We start from the raw sequence: 19,253 nt of genomic DNA, 5'->3' as shown, positions 1-19,253 counted from the left end.
CTTTGCAACCTAGGTGTCAGCCTCGACGCTGATTCTCGCCCGGAACCGCATCACAGTTCAAGCCCCAAAAACGCAGGCACACGGCGCGCTTGAATGACAAAATTTGTCACCTTATGACAGTTTGCGGCAAAACCCAGCCTTTCCGAAACGAGTCACCCAATGCAAGGCTTACCTGTCCGCGCCCGCATTCGGCCCATCGAGCATCCGAATCGCCTCGGCACCATGTTCGCGGACAAAACTGTCGCGCAGATGCTGGCTGTCACGAAAAACGACTTGGCCATCAGGCCACACCGCACTGCACTGCCGTCGCGGGCAGACCAGCGTGGACAAATCGACCAGCCGTGCATTTTCAACCGTCAGCACGGCCGCCTGCAGAGCAGCCTTTACCTGATCAAAGGTCCGCCAGTCGTAGTCTGCCGCGCAGAACTGAAGCGCCAGCCGGGTCTCGGACTGTCGGCTGCGGGCGACACAACCCGGCCCGTCAAAACCCAGCCCAGGTGTCCCCATCAGCAGCGTGATGCGACCGACACTGGGCGCCAGTGCCTGCAGCAGCCGCCGGGTGGCTCTCGTCCAGGTGTCCCTCGAAAGCGGGTAGTCCAGAGAACTGCCCAGCACCAGCCACGCGGGCTCTTGTTTTGCAATCCACTCAATCGCAGCCTGCCGCCATTGCTCGCAAACCCGGAAACGCCGGCGAATACGATCGTAGTAATACGGCGCATCGACCATCGGACAGGCGGACTTGGTCAGAACGACCAGTCGCCAGCCTTTGTCTGCGTACGCCTTGTCAAAAAGCGAAAACCACTGTACGCCGATACTGTCGCCAAGCAAGACGATTGTTCGCTCCGGACTTGCCTCCTTGCGCCCGAATATGCACGGCTCAAGATCCGCGCTCCGATACCAGCTGTCACAGAAGTGCAGAGGCGGTACGTCGCTGCGCCAGGCCGCTTCCCGTTGTGCCAATTCGGTGCCGAGGATCGCCCTCTGGGCCAGCGTTGCTGATCCGGTGGACGCAGCCAACCCCAGCGCGATGACACCCAGGAGCGCCGGTCTTGGCGCCAGTTCCCTGTATCGACCTCTCCAGAACGGCAGCTCGACCAACGAATAAGACAGATGCGCCAGCAACAGGGTCAACAAGATCAGGCCAAACGCGTCAATCAGACGAGTCTCCGGCACCAGCAGGTTCACGATCCCGATCAGTGGAAAGTGCCACAGATAAATCGCATAAGAGCGGTCACCGAGCCAGACCAGGGCAGATTGACCCAGGAGGCCAAGTCGCCGGCGCGGCTGGCTGTGATCCCCGAGAATGACCGCGACGGCACCCAGCGAGGGCAACAGACTCCAGAATCCCGGATAGATTGCATCGCGCGGAATCAGAAATGCTGACGCCAGGATCAGCATCAAGCCGCCGCCGCGAAGCGCGATAGCCCCCATTTCGCCTGCCTGCCTGCGCAACTGGCAGCGCGCCAAAAAAACAACCAGTGCGCCCAGACCAAACTGCCAGGCACGCGTCGGCAACAGATAAAACGACATCAGGGGCCTGTCATCGCTCGCAGCACCGCTGAGCAAGAGACTCCAGCCGACAACTACTGACAGGCCGACAACCGGAAACCACGACCTGCCGAGGCGCTGCGATAAGAACAGAAGGAGCAGCAAGAACCATGGCCAGACCAGGTAGAATTGCTCTTCGAGCCCTAAAGACCAGGTATGCAGGAATAAATCCTGGGTGCCGAGTTCATTGAAGTACTCGGCGGCCTGAAACGTGAAATAGAAGTTGCTGACCCAGAACGCAGCGAAGGGTGTCGACTTGACCACCTGCGCATATTCGCCCGGCGACAACACCAGCCAGGCGATTGCGTTTCCCGCAAACAGCACCAGGATCAGCGCAGGAAAGAGTCTTTTGAGACGACGCAGGTAGAAGGCACCGAAGTGAATCCGGCCGCTACGCCGATAGTCACGCAGCAGCAGGCCGGTAATCAGGTAACCCGACAATACAAAAAATACATCAACCCCGATATAGCCCGCAGGCACCCCTTCAGGCAGCACATGGAAGGCCACCACCAGCATGACTGCCCACGCTCGCAGCCCCTGCAATTCGGGGCGAAAACCCTGCTCGCGATCGGGATGGACCAGCAACACGTCCTCTAGAGAGTCGATACCAGCCACGCATTATCCGCCAGTCACCCGTTTTCTGCTACTCTGACTGGACTGGAATTCTTTGCAAAATCAACCTCTGAGCGCTAGCATTCAAGTATCGCTTCAAGGAGAGCCGGTCCATGCCCGCCCAACCCGCTGCTGTTATGCGATTGCCCACGCTCGCCCGCAAGCTGGTCGATGCCGGGCTGCTCAGCGAGGAAAAGGCGCTTGATGCAGCCGCCAAGGCCGCCGAGAAAGGCCGTACCTTCACCAGTCACATGGTGCGCGACAAAGTGGTCGACGCGCTGGGCTTTGCCCACATTGCCGCCGAGGATTTCGGTCTGCCGGTGGTCGATCTGGCCGCGGTTGACCTCAAGCATGCCCCGCACAACCTGATCCGCGAGGAGCTGCTGCGCAAGCATCTCATTCTGCCCATTGCCCGGCGCGGCAAGCGCCTGTTCGTGGCCGTGGCCGATCCCGGCAACAAGGCCGGCATCGACGAGATCGCCTTTTCCACCGGCCTGGCCGTCGAGGCCATCCTGGCCCCCTTCACCGCCATCGAACCCGCGCTCGACCGCGCCCTGGCCGGCTCTGCGCAGGCCTTCAACGAGCTGACCGAGGACGAAGACGACCTCGAAAACCTGAGGTTTGACGCCGGCGACCAGGACGAGGAAAGCGCCGAGGAGGCCGCAACGGCCGGTGCCGACGATGCTCCGGTGGTGCGTTTCGTCAACAAGGTGCTGGTCGACGCCATTCGCAAGGGCGCCTCGGACATCCACTTCGAACCCTACGAAGAGGACTACCGGGTGCGCTTCCGCATCGACGGCGTGCTGGTCACCCAGGTGCGCCCGCCCAAACGTATGGCCCCCCGCCTGTCGGCCCGGCTGAAGGTCATGTCCAGCCTCGACATTGCCGAGCGCCGGGTGCCGCAGGACGGTCGCATCAAGCTCAATGTCTCGAAGAAACAGGCCTACGATTTTCGTGTGTCGACCTGCCCGACCCTGTGGGGCGAGAAGATCGTGCTGCGTATTCTCGATTCTTCCGGCGCCTACCTGGGCCCGGAGAAGCTCGGATTTGAGGAAAAGCAGAAGGACGACTACCTGTCCGCGATCAACAAGCCCTACGGCATGGTGCTGGTCACCGGGCCAACCGGGTCAGGCAAGACGGTGACCCTCTATACCGCGCTCGGAATTCTCAACGACGACGGGCGCAATATTTCGACCGTCGAAGATCCGGTCGAGATTCGCATGAAGGGCGTCAACCAGGTCCAGCAGAACGTCAAGCAGGGCCTGACCTTCGCCGCCGCCCTGCGCTCGTTCCTGCGCCAGGACCCCGACATCATCATGGTCGGGGAAATCCGCGATCTGGAAACGGCCGAAATCGCCATCAAGGCTGCCCAGACCGGCCACCTGGTGCTCTCGACCCTGCATACCAACGATGCGCCGGCTTCGATCGCGCGCCTGGCCAACATGGGCGTACCCAGCTACAACATCGTCTCGACCGTCCACCTGGTGCTGGCCCAGCGCCTGGCCCGTACGCTGCACACCTGCAAGAAGCGCGAGGACGTGCCCGACGACGCGCTGCTGCGCATCGGCTATACCGAGGAGGAAATCGCCGAGGGCCTGACGATCTACGAGGCCGGCGGCTGCGACCAGTGTACCGGCGGCTACAAGGGCCGCATCGGCGTCTTTCAGGTCATGCCGATTACCGAGGCCATGGAGCAGATCATTCTCGAAGGCGGGTCGGCGCTGGATCTCGAAAAACAGTCGAATAAGGAAGGCATCATCGACCTGCGACGTGCCGCGCTGAACAAGGTCAAGCTGGGTCGCACCAGCCTGATGGAAATGAACCGCGTGACCAAGGATTGACCCACGCCCGGCGAATTGCCGGCCGTATCGGCTAACCGGGGCCGGTGCGCTGGGCTACAGAATGCGTGCCAGACCTCGACGGTTGGTCTTGCAATTACCGCGGATTCTGCGCAAAATCACGGTATTAGAATCACTAGTGCAGGCGGGGCGGCAAGTTCCGCCAGGCCGGCAGAACTCAGGAGCGGCGTCTGATGGCAACCACCCAGGAACAGATGGAAACCTTCCTCTGGGAAGGCAAGGACAAGCGCGGCAAGCGGATCAAGGGCGAACGACTCGGCCGCACCGAGACCATCGTCAAGGCCGAGCTGCGCCAGCAGGGCATCATCCCCGGGCGCGTGCGCAAGAAGCCCAAGCCGTTGTTTGGCTCAGCAGGCAGCCGCGTCAAGCCCAGGGATATCGCGATCTTCACCCGCCAGCTGGCCACCATGCTGCACTCGGGCATCCCGCTGGTCCAGGCGTTTTCGATTATCGGTCAGGCCGCCGAGAACCCGCGCCTGAAGAAGCTGATTTCGGATATCCGCAACGACGTCGAATCCGGCTCGACCTTGAGCGAGTCACTGGGCAAGTTCCCGGTGTATTTCGACGAGCTCTACATCAACCTGGTTCACGCCGGCGAGGATGCCGGCGTGCTCGACCAGGTGCTCGACTCGATCGCCAGCTACAAGGAACGCATCGAGTCGATCAAGGGCAAGATCAAGAAGGCCATGTTCTACCCGGCCGCCGTTCTGGCGGTTGCCGTCGGCGTGACCGCGCTGCTGCTGATCGTCGTCATTCCGCAGTTCGAAGGCATCTTCCAGAGCTTCGGCGCCGACCTTCCCGCGTTCACGCGCCTGGTCGTCGACATGTCAGAGTTCATGCAGTCAAAAGGCTGGCTGGTACTGCTGGGTTTGATCGGGGCGATCGTTGGCCTGATCCAGCTGCGCAAACGCAACAAGCGCTTTGCCCACCTGATTGACCGGATATCGCTCAAGCTGCCCATTATTGGCGGCGTGCTCGAAAAGTCGGCCCTGGCGCGCTTTGCCTCCACTCTGTCGATCACGTTCGCTGCCGGCGTGCCGCTGGTCGATGCGCTCAAGACGGTAGCCGGCGCGACCGGCAACGTGGTTTTCGAGGATGCCGTCCACCAGATTCGCGAGGATGTGGCCACCGGCCACCAGCTACAGCTGGCCATGCAGCAGACCCGCTTGTTCCCGCCGATGGTCGTGCAGATGACCGCGATTGGCGAGGAGGCCGGCTCGCTCGACGACATGCTCAACAAGGTGGCCAACTTCTACGAAGAGGAAGTCAACAACACGGTAGACGCGCTCTCCAGCCTGCTCGAGCCGATCATTATCGTGCTCATTGGCGGCATCGTTGGTGGTCTGGTCGTAGCCATGTATCTGCCGATATTCCAAATGGCGGCGGTGATGTGAGGCTGGAAGGCGAAAGGCGAAAGGTGAAAGGGGAGAGAGGACGGGTGAAGTTGAGAGGCGGGGGCCGGAGGTGGTCGCCGGGCTTTTTGGCCGGGATTGGCTTGAAGGGAGTGTATCTTGAGCTATGTTGACGCGCTGAATGCGCTGCATCCGGCGGTCCTGGGGGCCGCCGTTTTTCTTTTCGGGCTGCTGGTGGGCAGTTTTCTCAACGTGGTGATCCTGCGCCTGCCGGCGCGACTGCTGCACGACTGGCGCTGCCAGTGCCGCGAGCTGCTGGAGATCGAGGCATCCGAGCCGGCGCCGCCGGGGCTGGTGCTCAAGCGCTCCCACTGCCCGAAGTGCCGTCAGGCCATTGCCTGGTACGACAATATCCCGCTGGTCAGCTGGCTGCTGCTCAGACGCAAGTGCCGGCACTGCGGCCAGCCGATTTCCTGGCGCTATCCGCTGGTGGAACTGGCCACCGCGCTGCTGTCAGCGGCGGTGGTGGTGCACTTCGGGCCAGGCCCGGAGGCGGTCGGCGCGCTGGTGCTGACCTGGGCGCTGATCGCCGCGACGGGAATCGATATCGACCACCAGCTCCTGCCTGACCAGATCACGCTGCCGCTGCTGTGGCTGGGGCTGGGCCTGAATCTGTGGCTGGGACTGTTCTCCAGCCTCGAGGACGCGGTCATTGGCGCCATCGCTGGCTACGGCGTGCTGTGGGCGGTGTTTCACCTGTTCCGGCTGTTGACCGGCAAGGAAGGCATGGGCTACGGCGACTTCAAACTGCTGGCCGCGCTGGGGGCCTGGCTGGGCTGGCAGGCGCTGCCGATCATCGTGCTGCTCGGCTCGCTGCTTGGAGCGGTGATCGGTATTGCGCTGATGATTGCCCTGCGGCGCGGCCGGGAAGTGCCGATTGCCTTCGGCCCCTATCTTGCCCTGGCCGGCTGGATTGCAATGATCTGGGGCGATCACATCGTCGATTTCTGGCTGTACGTCTGAGCGGGTAGGCCAGGTCGTCCGTCGGGGACGCGGCCCCGACCTACGGGTGGTTGTCCGATCCTGGTGGTGCCGGGTTCGTAGGTCGCGGTCGCATCCGCGACGGTTCGGAGGATTGTCCAGACACGTGTGCCGGTTGCGCACCTCGTCCGTCGGGGACGCGGCCCCGACCTACACACGGGCATCGTCCGTGGTTGTGGCGAATGAGTAGGTCGCGGTCGCATCCGCGACGGTTCGGAGGATTGTCCCGACACGTGTGCCCGTTCCGTCTCTCGTCCGTCGGGGACGCGGCCCCGACCTACACACGGGCATCGTCCGTGGCTGTGGCGAATGAGTAGGTCGCGGTCGCATCCGCGACGGTTCGGAGGATTGTCCCGACACGTGTGCCGGTTGCGCACCTCGTCTGGTGGCGGCGGGTTCGTGGGTCGTCGGGGACGCGGCCCCGACCTACGGGTGGTTGTCCGATCCTGGTGGTGCCGGGTTCGTAGGTCGCGGTCGCATCCTCGACGGTTCGGGGGGTGTCCAGACACGTGTGCCGGTTGCGCACCTCGTCCGTCGGGGACGCGGCCCCGACCTACACACGGGCATCGTCCGTGGTTGTGGCGAATAAGTAGGTCGCGGTCGCATCCGCGACGGTTCGGAGGATTGTCCCGACACGTGTGCCGGTTGCGCACCTCGTCTGGTGGCGGCGGGTTCGTGGGTCGTCGGGGACGCGGCCCCGACCTACGGGTGGTTGTCCGATCCTGGTGGTGCCGGGTCCGTAGGTCGTCGGGGACGTGGCCCCGACCTACACACGGGCATCGTCCGTGGCTGTGGCGCCGGATGGGTCGGTCGCGGTCGCATCCGCGACGGTTCGGAGGATTGTCCCGACACGTGTGCCGGTTCCGTCTCTCGTCCGTCGGGGACGCGGCCCCGACCTACGGGTGGTTGTCCGATCCTGGTGGTGCCGGGTTCGTAGGTCGCGGTCGCATCCGCGACGGTTCGGAGGATTGTCCCGACACGTGTGCCGGTTGCGCACCTCGTCCGTCGGGGACGCGGCCCCGACCTACACACGGGCATCGTCCGTGGTTGTGGCGAATGAGTAGGTCGCGGTCGCATCCGCGACGGTTCGGAGGATTGTCCAGACACGTGTGCCGGTTGCGCACCTCGTCCGTTGGGGACGCGGCCCCGACCTACACACGGGCATCGTCCGTGGTTGTGGCGAATGAGTAGGTCGCGGTCGCATCCGCGACGGTTCGGAGGATTGTCCCGACACGTGTGCCCGTTCCTTCTCTCGTCCGTCGGGGACGCGGCCCCGACCTACACACGGGCATCGTCCGTGGTTGTGGCGAATGAGTAGGTCGCGGTCGCATCCGCGACGGTTCGGAGGATTGTCCCGACACGTGTGCCGGTTGCGCACCTCGTCCGTCGGGGACGCGGCCCCGACCTACGGGTGGTTGTCCGATCCTGGTGGTGCCGGGTTCGTAGGTCGCGGTCGCATCCGCGACGGACGACGGTCATCCGATTCAGACGTTAAAACGAAAGTGCATGACATCGCCCTCGGCAACGACGTATTCCTTCCCTTCCAGCCTGAGCTTGCCGGCGGCCTTGGCGCCGGCTTCGCCACCGCAGGCGATATAGTCGTCGTAGGCGGTGACCTCGGCGCGAATGAAACCTTTCTCGAAATCGGTGTGGATACGGCCGGCCGCCTGCGGTGCGGTGGCGCCGCTGCGCACCGTCCAGGCACGGACTTCCTTCGGACCGGCGGTGAAAAAGGTCAGCAGGTCGAGCAACCCGTAGCCGGCGCGGATAAGCCGGTTCAGGCCCGGCTCGTCCTGCCCCAGATCGGCCAGGAACTCGGCCTGCTCCTCGTCGTCGAGCTCGGCCAGCTCGGCTTCCATGGCCGCACACAGCACGACCACCTCGGCACCCTCGGCCGCGGCTCGCCCGCGCACGGCGCGCACCTGTTCATTGTCCGCGCCGGCCTTGTCGTCGACATTGGCCACGTAGAGCACGGGCTTGCGGGTGATGAACTGCCAGGCCCTGAGCATCCTGCGCTCTTCGTCATCGACCTCGAAAGTGCGCAGCGGCTGGCCCTCGCCCAGGTGGGCGACGACTCGCTCGAGCAGCTTCACCTGGCGGATGGCTTCCTTGTCGCCAGACCTGGTTTGGCGGCCGACCTTGTCAAGCGCCTTCTCGGCCACTTCCAGGTCGGCCAGGCACAGCTCGGTGTCGATGGTCTCGATGTCGGAGACCGGGTCGACGCGGCCGGAGACATGCGTGACGTCGTCATCCTCGAAACAGCGCACGATGTGGGCAATGGCGTCGGTCTCGCGGATATGCGCCAGAAACTTGTTGCCCAGGCCCTCGCCTTTCGAGGCACCGGCAACCAGGCCGGCAATGTCGACGAACTGCATCATCGTCGGCACGACCTTCTCGGGCCTGACGATCGTCGCGAGCCGGTCAAGGCGCGCGTCGGGCACCGGCACCATGCCGACATTCGGCTCGATCGTGCAGAACGGATAGTTTTCGGCCTGAATGCCGGCCCGGGTCAGGCAGTTGAAAAGCGTCGACTTGCCGACATTGGGCAGACCGACGATACCGCATTTGAAGCCCATGATGATTGGCTCGCTGGTTGATTGCTGTATTCGATGGCGCTCGTCTTGATCTTCACGCCCTGGTATGCAGCCGCTTCATGGCTTCGCCCGGATGGCCCTTCAACAGGTCCGGCAAAGCCGCGGCGGCCTGGTCCACGGCATCGAGAATGGCCTTTTCATCCTCGGCGCTGGCGCGACCCAGCACCCAGGGCGTCACGGCTTCCCTGATGCCGGGATGACCGATACCGACCCGAACGCGCCAGAAGTCCTGGCTGCCAAGGTGACCAAAGATGCTTCTCAGACCATTATGGCCGCCGTGGCCGCCGCCCTGCCGCAGCCTGACCGTGCCCGGCGGCAGATCGAGATCGTCGTAGGCGACCACCACCTGCTCGGGCAGGATATCGAAATAATCGGTCGCCGCGCGCACTGCCTGGCCCGAGTGGTTCATGAAGGTATCGGGCCGGAGGAACACGCAGTCCTGCCCGGCGAATTCAAGCTTTGCGGACTCGCCGTGGACCTTGCGACTGGGCTTGAGGCCCAGCGGCTGCCGCCGATCGAGAGCGTCGACAAACCAGAACCCGGCGTTGTGCCGGGTTCGTTCGTACTTCGGTCCGGGATTGCCCAGACCGCAGATCAGCCAGCGACTGCCCATCGGGCCGCTCAGCTGGCCTTGCGATCGTCGCCTTCGCTGTCGTCTTCGTCGGCGGCCGCTTCGCCGTCGCCCTCTTCGGCGGCCTCGGCCTCCTCGGCTTCGGCCAGGGTCTCGACTTCGGCTGCTTCGGTCAGGGCCGCATCGGCCTCGGCGGCAAGCTCACCGGTGCCCTGGCCCTCGCGGATGTAGAGGGCGTTGACCACGGCCACATCGTCATGCTCGTCGCCATACTCCAGGGCCGGGATCTTGACGCCTTCCGGCAGCGGGATCTGGCTGAGCATGACGCTGTCGCCCGGCTCGAGCGCGGCAAGGTCCACCTCCAGGTATTCGGGCAGGTCCCTGGGCAGGGCCTCGACTTCGACTTCGACCACCTGGTGCGAAATGACCACGCCGGCCATGCGCCCGGCCGGCGAGCGCTCTTCGTTGACGAAGTGAATCGGCACGTTGATGCGCAGTTCATGATCGTCGGAGATGCGCTGGAAGTCGGCATGCGTCAGCAGCGGCTTGAACGGATGACGCTGCAAATCACGCAAGATGACCTTCTGTTTGAGCTTGTCGCCAACGGTCAGTTCGAGAATGGAGACGTGGAATGCCTCTTCGTCGGCGCTGTGCAGCAGAAAGTCGTGGTCGATGGTGATGCTGGCCGGTTCACGGTCACCGCCGTAAACCACGGCCGGCACGCGACCGGCACGGCGCAGGCGGCGGCTCGCACCTTTCCCTACGTCCGTGCGGATTTCCGCCGGAATCTTGTATTCTTTCGACATGGCTCGATGCTCTTTAAATGTGTGATGAAACCGGCCGCCCGCGACCAGGCGCGCCGGAGCAAGCCCGGCATTATAACCCGCGTGCGGCATGCAAGGAAGAGCGAGCCTTATCCAATGAGCAATCAGCGGCCCTGGAGCCGCCCGGCGTCCAAACCACGCCAGGAGCGAGCACCCTCGAACCAGCAATCAGTCCCGAAATCCCGCTGCCCGGGAACGCCACTGACTGCGATGCTTGCTGGCTCGTATCTGGATCGGGAAGGACTCATCCACAATCCAGCAAAACAAACGCCAGCGAGCATGCCCCGCATGGGCCGAAGCAAGCCGCGGCTTGGTACAATATGCGGTTTACATCGTGCCAGGAGAATCGCGTGAGCATCGTTGCCAAACTCGACCGCCTTCGTCACATTGGGGGTGTGCCGCTGACTGAAGGTCTCGACGACCCGGTTATCGAATCCTTTGCCGGCCGCGATCCGCGCCTCGAGCAGGCCGTCGACGCGGCCCTGGCCGCCGTTGAGCGCTGGCGAGCGATCTACCCCGACCTGGTCACCGCCGACGAGGACGAACAGAAACAGGCCCTGCAGTCCGGTTACGTCAATTTCTATCCCGACGACTGCGTCAACCCCTACGTGGCACTGGCCGCATGCGGCCCCTGGATCGTCACCTCCAAGGGCGCCGTGCTGCATGATTCCGGGGGCTACGGCATGCTGGGTCTCGGCCACGCACCGGAAACGGTGCTAGCGGCCATGCACCAGCCGCACGTCATGGCCAACGTGATGACCCCGAGCTTTTCGCACCAGCGCTTCAACACGGCGCTGCGCGCCGAGATCGGCCACTGCCGCCCTGACGGGTTTCCGTTCGACCGCATCCTGTGCATGAACTCCGGCTCCGAGGCGGTGACAGTGGCCGGACGCATTGCCGACATCAACGCCAAGCTGATGACTGACCCGGGCGGCAAGCGCGCCGGCCACAAGCTACACCGGCTGTCGCTGAGCGGCGGTTTTCACGGCCGCACCGACCGGCCGGCGCGCTACTCGGACTCGACCCGCAAGACCTACCTGCAGCACCTGGCGTCGTTTCGCGACGAGGACACCCTGATCACGGTCGAGCCCAACAACACCGAGCAGATCAATCAGGTGTTCGAATGGGCTGATCGCAACCGTGTGTTCATCGAGGCCCTCTTCATGGAGCCGGTCATGGGCGAGGGCAATCCGGGCGCGGCCATCGAGCCGGCGTTCTACGCCGAGGCGCGACGCCTGACCCGTGAACACGGCACCTTGCTGCTGATGGACTCCATCCAGGCGGGTCTGCGCAGCCAGGGTGTGCTGTCGATCGTCGACTATCCGGGCTTCGAGCAGCTTGAGGCGCCCGACATGGAAACCTACTCCAAGGCACTCAACGCCGGCCAGTATCCGCTGTCGGTGCTGGCCATGAACGCGCGTGCCGCCGGCCTGTATCGCAAGGGCGTCTACGGCAACACCATGACGGCCAATCCGCGCGCCCTGGACGTCGGCACTGCCGTACTCGAGCAGATCACGCCCGAGCTGCGCGCCAATATCGTCGAGCGCGGTCGCGAGTTCCTTGACAAGTTCACCCGGCTCGGCGCAGAACTGGACGGCCGCATTACCCGTGTCCAGGGCACCGGCCTGCTGTTCTCGGTGGAGCTCGACCGGCACCGCTACAAGGCCTATGGTGAGGGTTCGACCGAGGAATACCTGCGCCGCCGCGGCATCAACGTCATCCACGGGGGCGCCAACTCGCTGCGATACACCCCGCCGTTCGGCACGACGTCCGCGGAGGTTGACCTGATTGTCGAGGCCACCCGCGACGCCCTGCTCAACGGACCGGTGCGCGAGTCCAGCCAGGCGGCCTGAAAGCCGGCCTGCCTATAGCAGCCAGGACAGAAGGGTCAGCCCGGCACACAGGCTGACGACCAGGCTGGCCAGGGCCAGGGTTTCGGTGGCCAGGCGGCCCAGCCGCCTGAGCTGATCGGCCGTCAGCTGGGCCGGGGCGCGGCGCGAGCTGGCCTGGACCGGCCGGGAAGCGGACGGGACGATCCACTGCATGGGAATTCTCCGTGCATCGTTTCAGGGATCGTCATTGCAGCAGCCGGCGTTCTCAAAACGCGAGAATTCGCGGGTCGACTATTCGCGCTCGCGCTTTTCGATCACGCGCTCCATTTCTTCCGGGGAGGCGTGGCGCAGATCCTTGCCCTCGACCAGGTAGACGATGTACTCGCCGATGTTCTTGGCGTGGTCGCCGATCCGCTCGATCGAGCGGGCCACCCAGATCGCGTCGATAATGCGGCGCGTGGTGCGCGGGTCTTCGGCAATGTAGGTGTAGTACTGGCGCAGGGCCGCCTCGTACCCGGCATCGACCCGCTCGTCCTCACGCACCAGCTTCACCGCGACCTCCGGTGCCAGGCGCACGAATCCATCGAGGGCATCATGCAGCATGGCGCGCACCGTCTGCGCCATCGCCTCGAGTTCCTGATACTGATTGCGCGGCCGGTCAGCCTCAGCCAGGCGAATCGCCATACGCGCGATCTTCTCGGCCTCGTCACCGATGCGCTCGAGGTCGTTGATGGTCTTGATGATGGCCACGACCAGGCGCAGGTCGCTGGCCGTCGGCTGGCGGCGGGCCAGAATCATGGTGCAGCGCCCGTCGATCGTCTTTTCCATCTCGTTGACCTGATCGTCGCTGTCGACCACTTTCTGTCCCAGCTCGATGTCGCCTCCGACCAGCGCCCGGGTCGCGTCGGCCAGCATTTCCTCGACCAGCCCACCCATGTTCAGAACGCTCTGGCGCAGCGCCTCGAGTTCCTCGTTGAACTGGCGGGAGATGTGCTTGTCCAGATGCAGTTTGTCCATAGCTCAATGTTCCAGTTGCTCGTAACGGCCACCGATGGCCGGACTATCCGTAGCGGCCGGTGATGTAGTCTTCGGTGGCGCGTTCCGACGGATTAGTAAACAGGCGGGCAGTGTCGTCGAACTCGATCAGCTCGCCCATGTAGAGATAGGCGGTGAAATCGGACACGCGGGCGGCCTGCTGCATGTTGTGCGTCACGATCACTAATGTATAGCGATCCTTGAGCTCGATGATCAGCTCTTCAACCTTGGCGGTGGAAATCGGATCGAGCGCCGAGCAAGGCTCGTCGAGCAGCACGACTTCAGGCTCGATGGCAATCGCACGCGCGATCACCAGCCGCTGCTGCTGACCGCCGGAAAGCCCGAAGGCGTTGTCGTCGAGACGGTCCTTGACTTCGTCCCACAGCGCCGCTGCACGCAACGAGCGTTCAACCACCTCGGCCAGCCTGCGCCGGTCGTTGACGCCCTGCAAACGCAGGCCGTAGGCGACGTTTTCGAAGATGGACTTCGGGAAAGGGTTGGGCTTCTGAAAAACCATGCCGACCCGGCGCCGGTGCTCGGCCACATCCACGTCGCGGTCGTGGATGTTCTTGCCGTCGATCATGATCTCACCCTCGATCCGGCAGATGTCGATCAGATCATTCATGCGGTTGAAGCAGCGCAGAAGCGTCGACTTGCCGCAGCCGCTGGGACCAATGAAGGCCGTCACCCGGTTGCGGGGAATGCGCAGATCGATATTCTTCAGCGCCTGGTCCTCGCCGTAGTAGAGGTTCAGGTCGCGCGTTTCGATGCAGATGTCCTCGCGCTCGATATCGAGCACAAGGCGATCCTCCTCGATCGACACTCCGGGAGAGACTCTTGATGCCTGCTGATTGTGTTCCATGGCCTGTTCGTGTTTTCGCGGTTGGTCGATCATCTCAGTCGCTTTCCGAGCGGTATTTTTCGCGCAGGCGGTTGCGGATGGCGATCGCGGTCAGGTTGAGCACCAGGATCAGAGCCACCAGGGTCAGCGCCGTGGCATAGACCAGCGGTCGCGCCGCCTCGACGTTCGGGCTCTGAAAGCCGACATCATAGATATGAAAGCCCAGGTGCATGATCTTGCGTTCAAGATGGACGAAAGGAAACTCGCCGTCAACCGGCAGGCTGGGAGCGAGCTTGACCACGCCGACCAGCATCAGCGGCGCGACTTCTCCAGCCGCGCGTGCCACCGCCAGGATCAGCCCGGTCATCATGGCTGGTGCCGACAGCGGCACCACCACCTTCCACAGGGTTTCCCACTTGGTCGCCCCCAGCGCCAGAGAGCCCTCGCGCACGGTACGCGGAATGCGCGCCAGCCCCTCCTCGGTCGATACAATCACGACCGGCAGCGTCAGCAGCGCAAGCGTCAGCGAGGCCCAGAACAGGCCCGGGGTGCCGAAGGTGGGCGCCGGCAGCCGTTCGGGGAAAAACAGATTGTCGATGCTGCCGCCGAGCAGGTAGACGAAAAATCCCAGTCCGAACACACCGAACACAATCGACGGAACGCCGGCCAGGTTGTAGACCGAAACCCGGATGACGCGCAGCACCGGACCCTGGCGCGCGTACTCGCGCAGATAGATCGCGGCCAGCACCCCGAACGGCGTCACCAGCACCGACATGATCAGCACCATCACGACAGTGCCGAAAATGGCCGGAAAAATCCCGCCCTCGGTATTGGCCTCGCGCGGAAAACCGGTAATGAAGTCGCTGATCCGATGCCAGTAGAAAGCGAGTTTTCCGCCCAATCCAAGGGCATTGTTTTGCGAGACCATCACAATGTCGTCCAAGGCAATGGCCGTCTCCTGTCCATCAGCCGTGCGTGCGTGCAGCACGTCGCGCTCGGCTTGAGCCTGCAGCGCGTTGCGCTCGGCCCGCAGATCCTCGTATTCGGCCTCGAGCACAGTGCGGCGGGCGGCCAGATCAGCCATTGCCGCTTCGCGCTCGGCACCGGTGACGCCGCGATGGTCCAGGCCGCGTTCGGCCAGGCGGATATCTTCGAGCTGCTTGTTGAGGCGCCCGATCTCGTGTCGCTCGATCTGCTCGATTCGCGCGTGCAGTTCATTGGCGCGCTCAATCCGGTCCTGGAGTTCGGCCCACAGCCGCTGTCCGCCGGCCACGACCCGGCCATCCTCCTCGATGCGCAGCGGGAAACCGTAGAAATTGCCCCATTCGCGTCGCTCGACCATCATTGCGTCGTCGGGGTAGCGCCAGTCGCTGAGCTGTTCATCGAGGTACCAGACAAAATCGCGCCCGGTCAGGTCGCGATTGCCGACCTTGAACAGGTGGCGCGTGACAACCAGGGTATCGTCATCGACAAACCGCCCGGCCTCGCGAATGCGGTCGGCCGGGAGGGTTTCGCTTTCGACCCGTTCGCACAGCAGCACCGACTGGCTGCCGTCGGTCTCAGTGACGGTAATCTCGACCAGGGCAGCCGGCCAGAAGTGACCGAAACCGCGCACCGCAATCAGCAGCAACAGCCCGGCAACCATGATGACCGAGACGCTGAGCGCGCCGCCGATCATCCAGATCCACGGATCACCCGACTTGAACCATTGACGGAATTTCATGCCCGCAGCCTCACAGATTGCTGTAGCGCGCCCGCAGCCGCTGGCGCACGATCTCGGCAATGGTGTTGACAATGAACGTCATGGCAAACAGCACCAGCCCGGCCAGAAACAGGATGCGAAAATGAGTTGAGTTAACCGCTGTCTCAGGCAACTCGACGGCGATATTGGCCGACAGCGTGCGCATGCCCTCGAAGATATTGAAGTTGACCACCGGGCTGTTGCCGGTGGCCATCAGGACGATCATGGTCTCGCCAACGGCTCGGCCAAAGCCGATCATGACCGCCGAGAAAATGCCGGGGCTGGCGGTGAGCAGAACGACCCGCGTGACCGTCTGCCACGGCGTGGCGCCAAGCGCCAGCGAACCCTGCGTGAGGTGTTTCGGCACCGTGAATACCGCATCCTCGGCAATCGAGAAGATCGTCGGTATCACGGCAAAGCCCATCGCGATGCCGACGACCAGGGCATTGCGTTGATCGTAGTTGAGTCCCTGGTCGGTAAACCACTGACGCATCGAACCGTCGAAAAACCAGATTTCGATGAGCGGCGAGAGCTCGACCAACCCCCACACCAGCAGGCAAATGACCGGCATCAGGATAACCGCTTCCCAGCCACCCGGGACACGGTTGCGCCAGGCGCGCGGCAGCTGTGCCCAGGCCAGCGCCATCAGCAAGAACGACAGCGGCACTCCGATCAGTACCGTAAATACGACCGGGATGTGGTTTTCGAGAAACGGCGCCAGCCACAGACCGGCCAGAAAGCCAAGGATGACGGTCGGCAGCGCCTCCATCACCTCGATGGTCGGCTTGACCAGCCCGCGCAGGCGCGGCGACATGAAATAGGCGGTGTAGATCGCACCGGCAATGGCCAGCGGCATGGCAAACAGCATGGCGAAAAAAGCCGCCTTGAGCGTACCGACGGTCAGCGGCACCATTGAGTATTTGGGCTCGAAGCTGTCGGTGCCCGACGAGGCCTGCCACACATATTCCGGCGCAGAACGACCCTCATACCAGACCCGCTGCCAAAGTGCCCCGAACGACGCCTCGGGATGCTCGTTCCACAGCTCTAGCTGCCTAATCCGCCCCTGGTCATTTTCGACCAGCAGACGATTGTTGACCGGGGATACGGCCACCGCCATCAGCGGCCGATCGGCAACGCGCTCCAGGAAAAGCGTACGCGCCGAGGTGCCGTAATGAATGCCTAGATGACCCTGGTCATCGACCGCGACGAAACCCTTTCGGGTGTATTCAGGCTGAATCGCCGTAATCGCACCCGGATGGGACTCGAAGTCGCGGGCCCGGGCCAGGTAAAAAACATTGTCCCCGGCACCTTCCGATTCGTCGCGCACCAGGAACCACTGCGACAGTGCCCCGGTGGAAGTGCCGACCACCAGCGAAAAGGTGCCGTTGAGAAACTGCATACTGGTGATACGCTCACCGGCCGCAGCAACCACCCGTCGCCGGTCGCGCTCTACGGCCTCGGCCGGTCGCGTGATGTCCCAGTACACCAGCCGACCGCTCTCATCGGCCGCGATCAGATTCCACAGATTGGCGCTGAGCTGCAGATGAGTGGTTGTGCCGCCGGTTGCCGGCAGCGCATGACTTTCGCGTCGGATCTCGCGCTCACCGGTGAGAAACGCCGTGCGCACCCGGTATCGCACAAACAGCATCCGGCCGTCGTCGGTTTGCGCGGCCACGCCGGTGTCATCGCGCGAGCGCTGCACGGCGATGGTGTTCAGGGGCGCGCGGCGCTCGTCAACCACGACCGGTTCCGGTCCGAGGGGAAAGGCGGGCGCCGGCACCACGTTGCGCACCCCGGCTTCGGGAAACTCCAGTTCGATGCCGTGCTCAACCACGATGGCGGTGCCATCGCTCAGACCGAAAGCGACGAGGCGTGCCCGTGGCTCGCCGTTACCGACGCTCGTCACGCTCACGCCGTCCGGCACGGCCAGCCTGACCCGCCGAATCACTTCGCCGTCGTCCAGGCGAAAGTAGACCAGCTCACCGCTGTCACGATAGCGCATGCCGACCTCGCCGTAGCGCTCCAGTGCCAGGTAAACGGGCCTGGAGTCGGGCGAACCGATGGTCACGTAGTTCGACTCGGGCGTGACCGAGGCGCCCTTGAGCAGCGGAAACACCTCGCTGAACAGATAGACGAAAATCAGCGCCAGGGCCAGAACGACCCCGCCACCGCCGGCCCGCACCATCCAGCGCGCCGCCCCATCGGCCAGGTAGCGGCGACGCCGGCGGCGCGCCATCTCCCCGGCGCTGGGCAGGTATGACGATGCGTGCGGGTCGGAATGGTCCGTGCTGCTCATCAACGTCTCACTGGTGAATTCGAAATACAGCGATCAGCGCGACCCCGAGCCTGCGCGGGATCGCGATGACGCTCCGGTATCCGGGCGACTCAGAGTCCGAGTTCGTTGCGAATGCGGGCGGCCGCAACCTCCGGGAGAGGAATATACCCGTCGCGCACGACAACTTCTTGACCCTGACGTGACAGCACCAGCCGGAAAAACTCGCGTTCGAGCGGCGGCAGCTCGCGGTTCGGGTTCTTATTGACGTAGACCAGCAGCAAACGCGACAGTGGGTAGGCACCGGTCGCGCCGCTTTCGGCCGTCGGCGCAACGCAGCGATCATCGCCCGGCGCGGTCAGCTCCACCGTCTTGACCCCCGAGGTCCGGTAGCCAATTCCGGAATACCCGATCCCGTTGAGCGACTCGCTGACACCCTGCACGACCGAGGCCGAGCCGGGCTGTTCGTTGATGGTCGGCTTGAAATCACCGCCGCAAAGGGCGTTGTCCTTGAAAAAGCCGTAGGTGCCAGACACGGCATTGCGGCTGTAAAGCGTGAAATCACGCGCCTGCCAGGCCCCTTCCAGGCCCAGATCACCCCAGCGCGTTATATCGTCTGCTCCGCCGCAGCGGCGACCGACCGAGAAGATGGCGTCGACCTGCTCCATGGTCAGGCACTCGATCGGGTTGTCCTTGTTGACATAAACGGCCAGCACATCGATGGCGGTACCGACCGCCGTGGGCGGATAGCCGTGCTTGTCCTCGAACGCCTGGACCTCGGAAGAACGCATCGGTCGGCTCATGGGGCCGAAATTGGCCGTACCCTCGGTCAGCGCCGGCGGCGCGGTCGACGAGCCGGCACCCTGGATCTGGATATTCACGTTGGGATAGTAGTTCTGGAATTCCTCGGCCCAGAGCGTCATCAGGTTGTTCAACGTGTCCGAGCCGATCGACGACAGGTTGCCCGAAATGCCGGATACCGGCTCGTAATCGGGCAGATCCGGATCGACTTCGCCCTGCGAAAAGGCGAGCGGGCTGGCCAGCAGCGCCGCCATCGTGGTCAGCTTGAGCAGATGTTTGATCATGGCAATCGATTTCCTTCAGAGATGGTTCGTGATTCTATGACCGAAT

At 63.6% G+C, this 19,253-nt stretch carries 14 protein-coding genes; 4 read left to right on the top strand and 10 right to left on the bottom strand.

The window, feature by feature from the left end; all coding sequences use genetic code 11:
* Positions 1-168: 168 nt before the first annotated feature.
* Positions 169-2,163, bottom strand: a complete 1,995-nt coding sequence (locus HND55_05870) for an acyltransferase (protein QKK02222.1) — start codon at positions 2,161-2,163, stop codon at positions 169-171.
* 134 nt (positions 2,164-2,297) lie between these two features.
* Between HND55_05870 and pilB the strand changes: the two genes are divergently transcribed.
* The 3 genes from pilB to HND55_05855 all read left to right on the top strand — a co-directional run bounded on the left by pilB (position 2,298) and on the right by HND55_05855 (position 6,394).
* Complete coding sequence (gene pilB / locus HND55_05865; protein ID QKK04016.1) at positions 2,298-4,001, top strand: type IV-A pilus assembly ATPase PilB; 1,704 nt, start codon at positions 2,298-2,300, stop codon at positions 3,999-4,001.
* Between the two features lie 191 nt (positions 4,002-4,192).
* Positions 4,193-5,413, top strand: coding sequence for a type II secretion system F family protein (locus HND55_05860; GenBank protein ID QKK02221.1), 1,221 nt, complete (start codon positions 4,193-4,195; stop codon positions 5,411-5,413).
* 117 nt (positions 5,414-5,530) lie between these two features.
* A complete protein-coding gene (locus tag HND55_05855; protein ID QKK02220.1) occupies positions 5,531-6,394 on the top strand; it encodes a prepilin peptidase in 864 nt (287 codons plus the stop codon).
* Between the two features lie 1,502 nt (positions 6,395-7,896).
* On the opposite strand, the gene ychF is transcribed toward HND55_05855, so the two are convergent.
* From ychF to HND55_05840, 3 genes are read right to left on the bottom strand one after another with little or no spacing between them, the layout of a single operon-like run.
* Positions 7,897-8,988, bottom strand: coding sequence for a redox-regulated ATPase YchF (gene ychF / locus HND55_05850; protein ID QKK02219.1), 1,092 nt, complete (start codon positions 8,986-8,988; stop codon positions 7,897-7,899).
* 52 nt (positions 8,989-9,040) lie between these two features.
* Complete coding sequence (gene pth / locus HND55_05845) at positions 9,041-9,619, bottom strand: aminoacyl-tRNA hydrolase (protein ID QKK02218.1); 579 nt, start codon at positions 9,617-9,619, stop codon at positions 9,041-9,043.
* An 8-nt stretch (positions 9,620-9,627) separates the two neighbouring features.
* A complete protein-coding gene (locus HND55_05840) occupies positions 9,628-10,383 on the bottom strand; it encodes a 50S ribosomal protein L25/general stress protein Ctc (GenBank protein ID QKK02217.1) in 756 nt (251 codons plus the stop codon).
* Between the two features lie 338 nt (positions 10,384-10,721).
* On the opposite strand from HND55_05840, the gene HND55_05835 reads away from it, so the two are divergent.
* Entirely contained in the window at positions 10,722-12,254 is a 1,533-nt protein-coding gene (locus HND55_05835; protein QKK02216.1) for an aminotransferase class III-fold pyridoxal phosphate-dependent enzyme, read from the top strand.
* 12 nt (positions 12,255-12,266) lie between these two features.
* On the opposite strand, the gene HND55_05830 is transcribed toward HND55_05835, so the two are convergent.
* From HND55_05830 to pstS, 6 genes are all read right to left on the bottom strand, one after another.
* Positions 12,267-12,446, bottom strand: a complete 180-nt coding sequence (locus HND55_05830; protein QKK02215.1) for a hypothetical protein — start codon at positions 12,444-12,446, stop codon at positions 12,267-12,269.
* A gap of 78 nt (positions 12,447-12,524) precedes the next feature.
* The gene (phoU, locus tag HND55_05825; protein ID QKK02214.1) at positions 12,525-13,250 is read right to left on the bottom strand and encodes a phosphate signaling complex protein PhoU; all 726 of its coding nucleotides are present in this window, start codon (positions 13,248-13,250) and stop codon (positions 12,525-12,527) included.
* 43 nt (positions 13,251-13,293) lie between these two features.
* A complete protein-coding gene (locus tag HND55_05820) occupies positions 13,294-14,130 on the bottom strand; it encodes a phosphate ABC transporter ATP-binding protein (protein ID QKK04015.1) in 837 nt (278 codons plus the stop codon).
* A gap of 34 nt (positions 14,131-14,164) precedes the next feature.
* Positions 14,165-15,832: a phosphate ABC transporter permease PstA gene (gene pstA / locus HND55_05815; protein ID QKK02213.1), complete on the bottom strand. Its 1,668-nt coding sequence runs from the start codon at positions 15,830-15,832 to the stop codon at positions 14,165-14,167.
* A gap of 10 nt (positions 15,833-15,842) precedes the next feature.
* Positions 15,843-18,086: an ABC transporter permease subunit gene (locus HND55_05810; GenBank protein QKK04014.1), complete on the bottom strand. Its 2,244-nt coding sequence runs from the start codon at positions 18,084-18,086 to the stop codon at positions 15,843-15,845.
* A 149-nt stretch (positions 18,087-18,235) separates the two neighbouring features.
* On the bottom strand, positions 18,236-19,207 hold the full coding sequence (pstS, locus tag HND55_05805) for a phosphate ABC transporter substrate-binding protein PstS family protein (GenBank protein ID QKK02212.1): 972 nt from the start codon (positions 19,205-19,207) through the stop codon (positions 18,236-18,238).
* Positions 19,208-19,253: the final 46 nt, after the last annotated feature.

The organism is Pseudomonadota bacterium (genome assembly GCA_013285445.1).
In the GTDB taxonomy this organism is placed as follows: Bacteria; Pseudomonadota; Gammaproteobacteria; order Xanthomonadales; family Wenzhouxiangellaceae; genus Wenzhouxiangella.
Note: the sequence above shows the minus strand (reverse complement) of the source record. Positions and strands in the feature narration are given on the sequence as shown.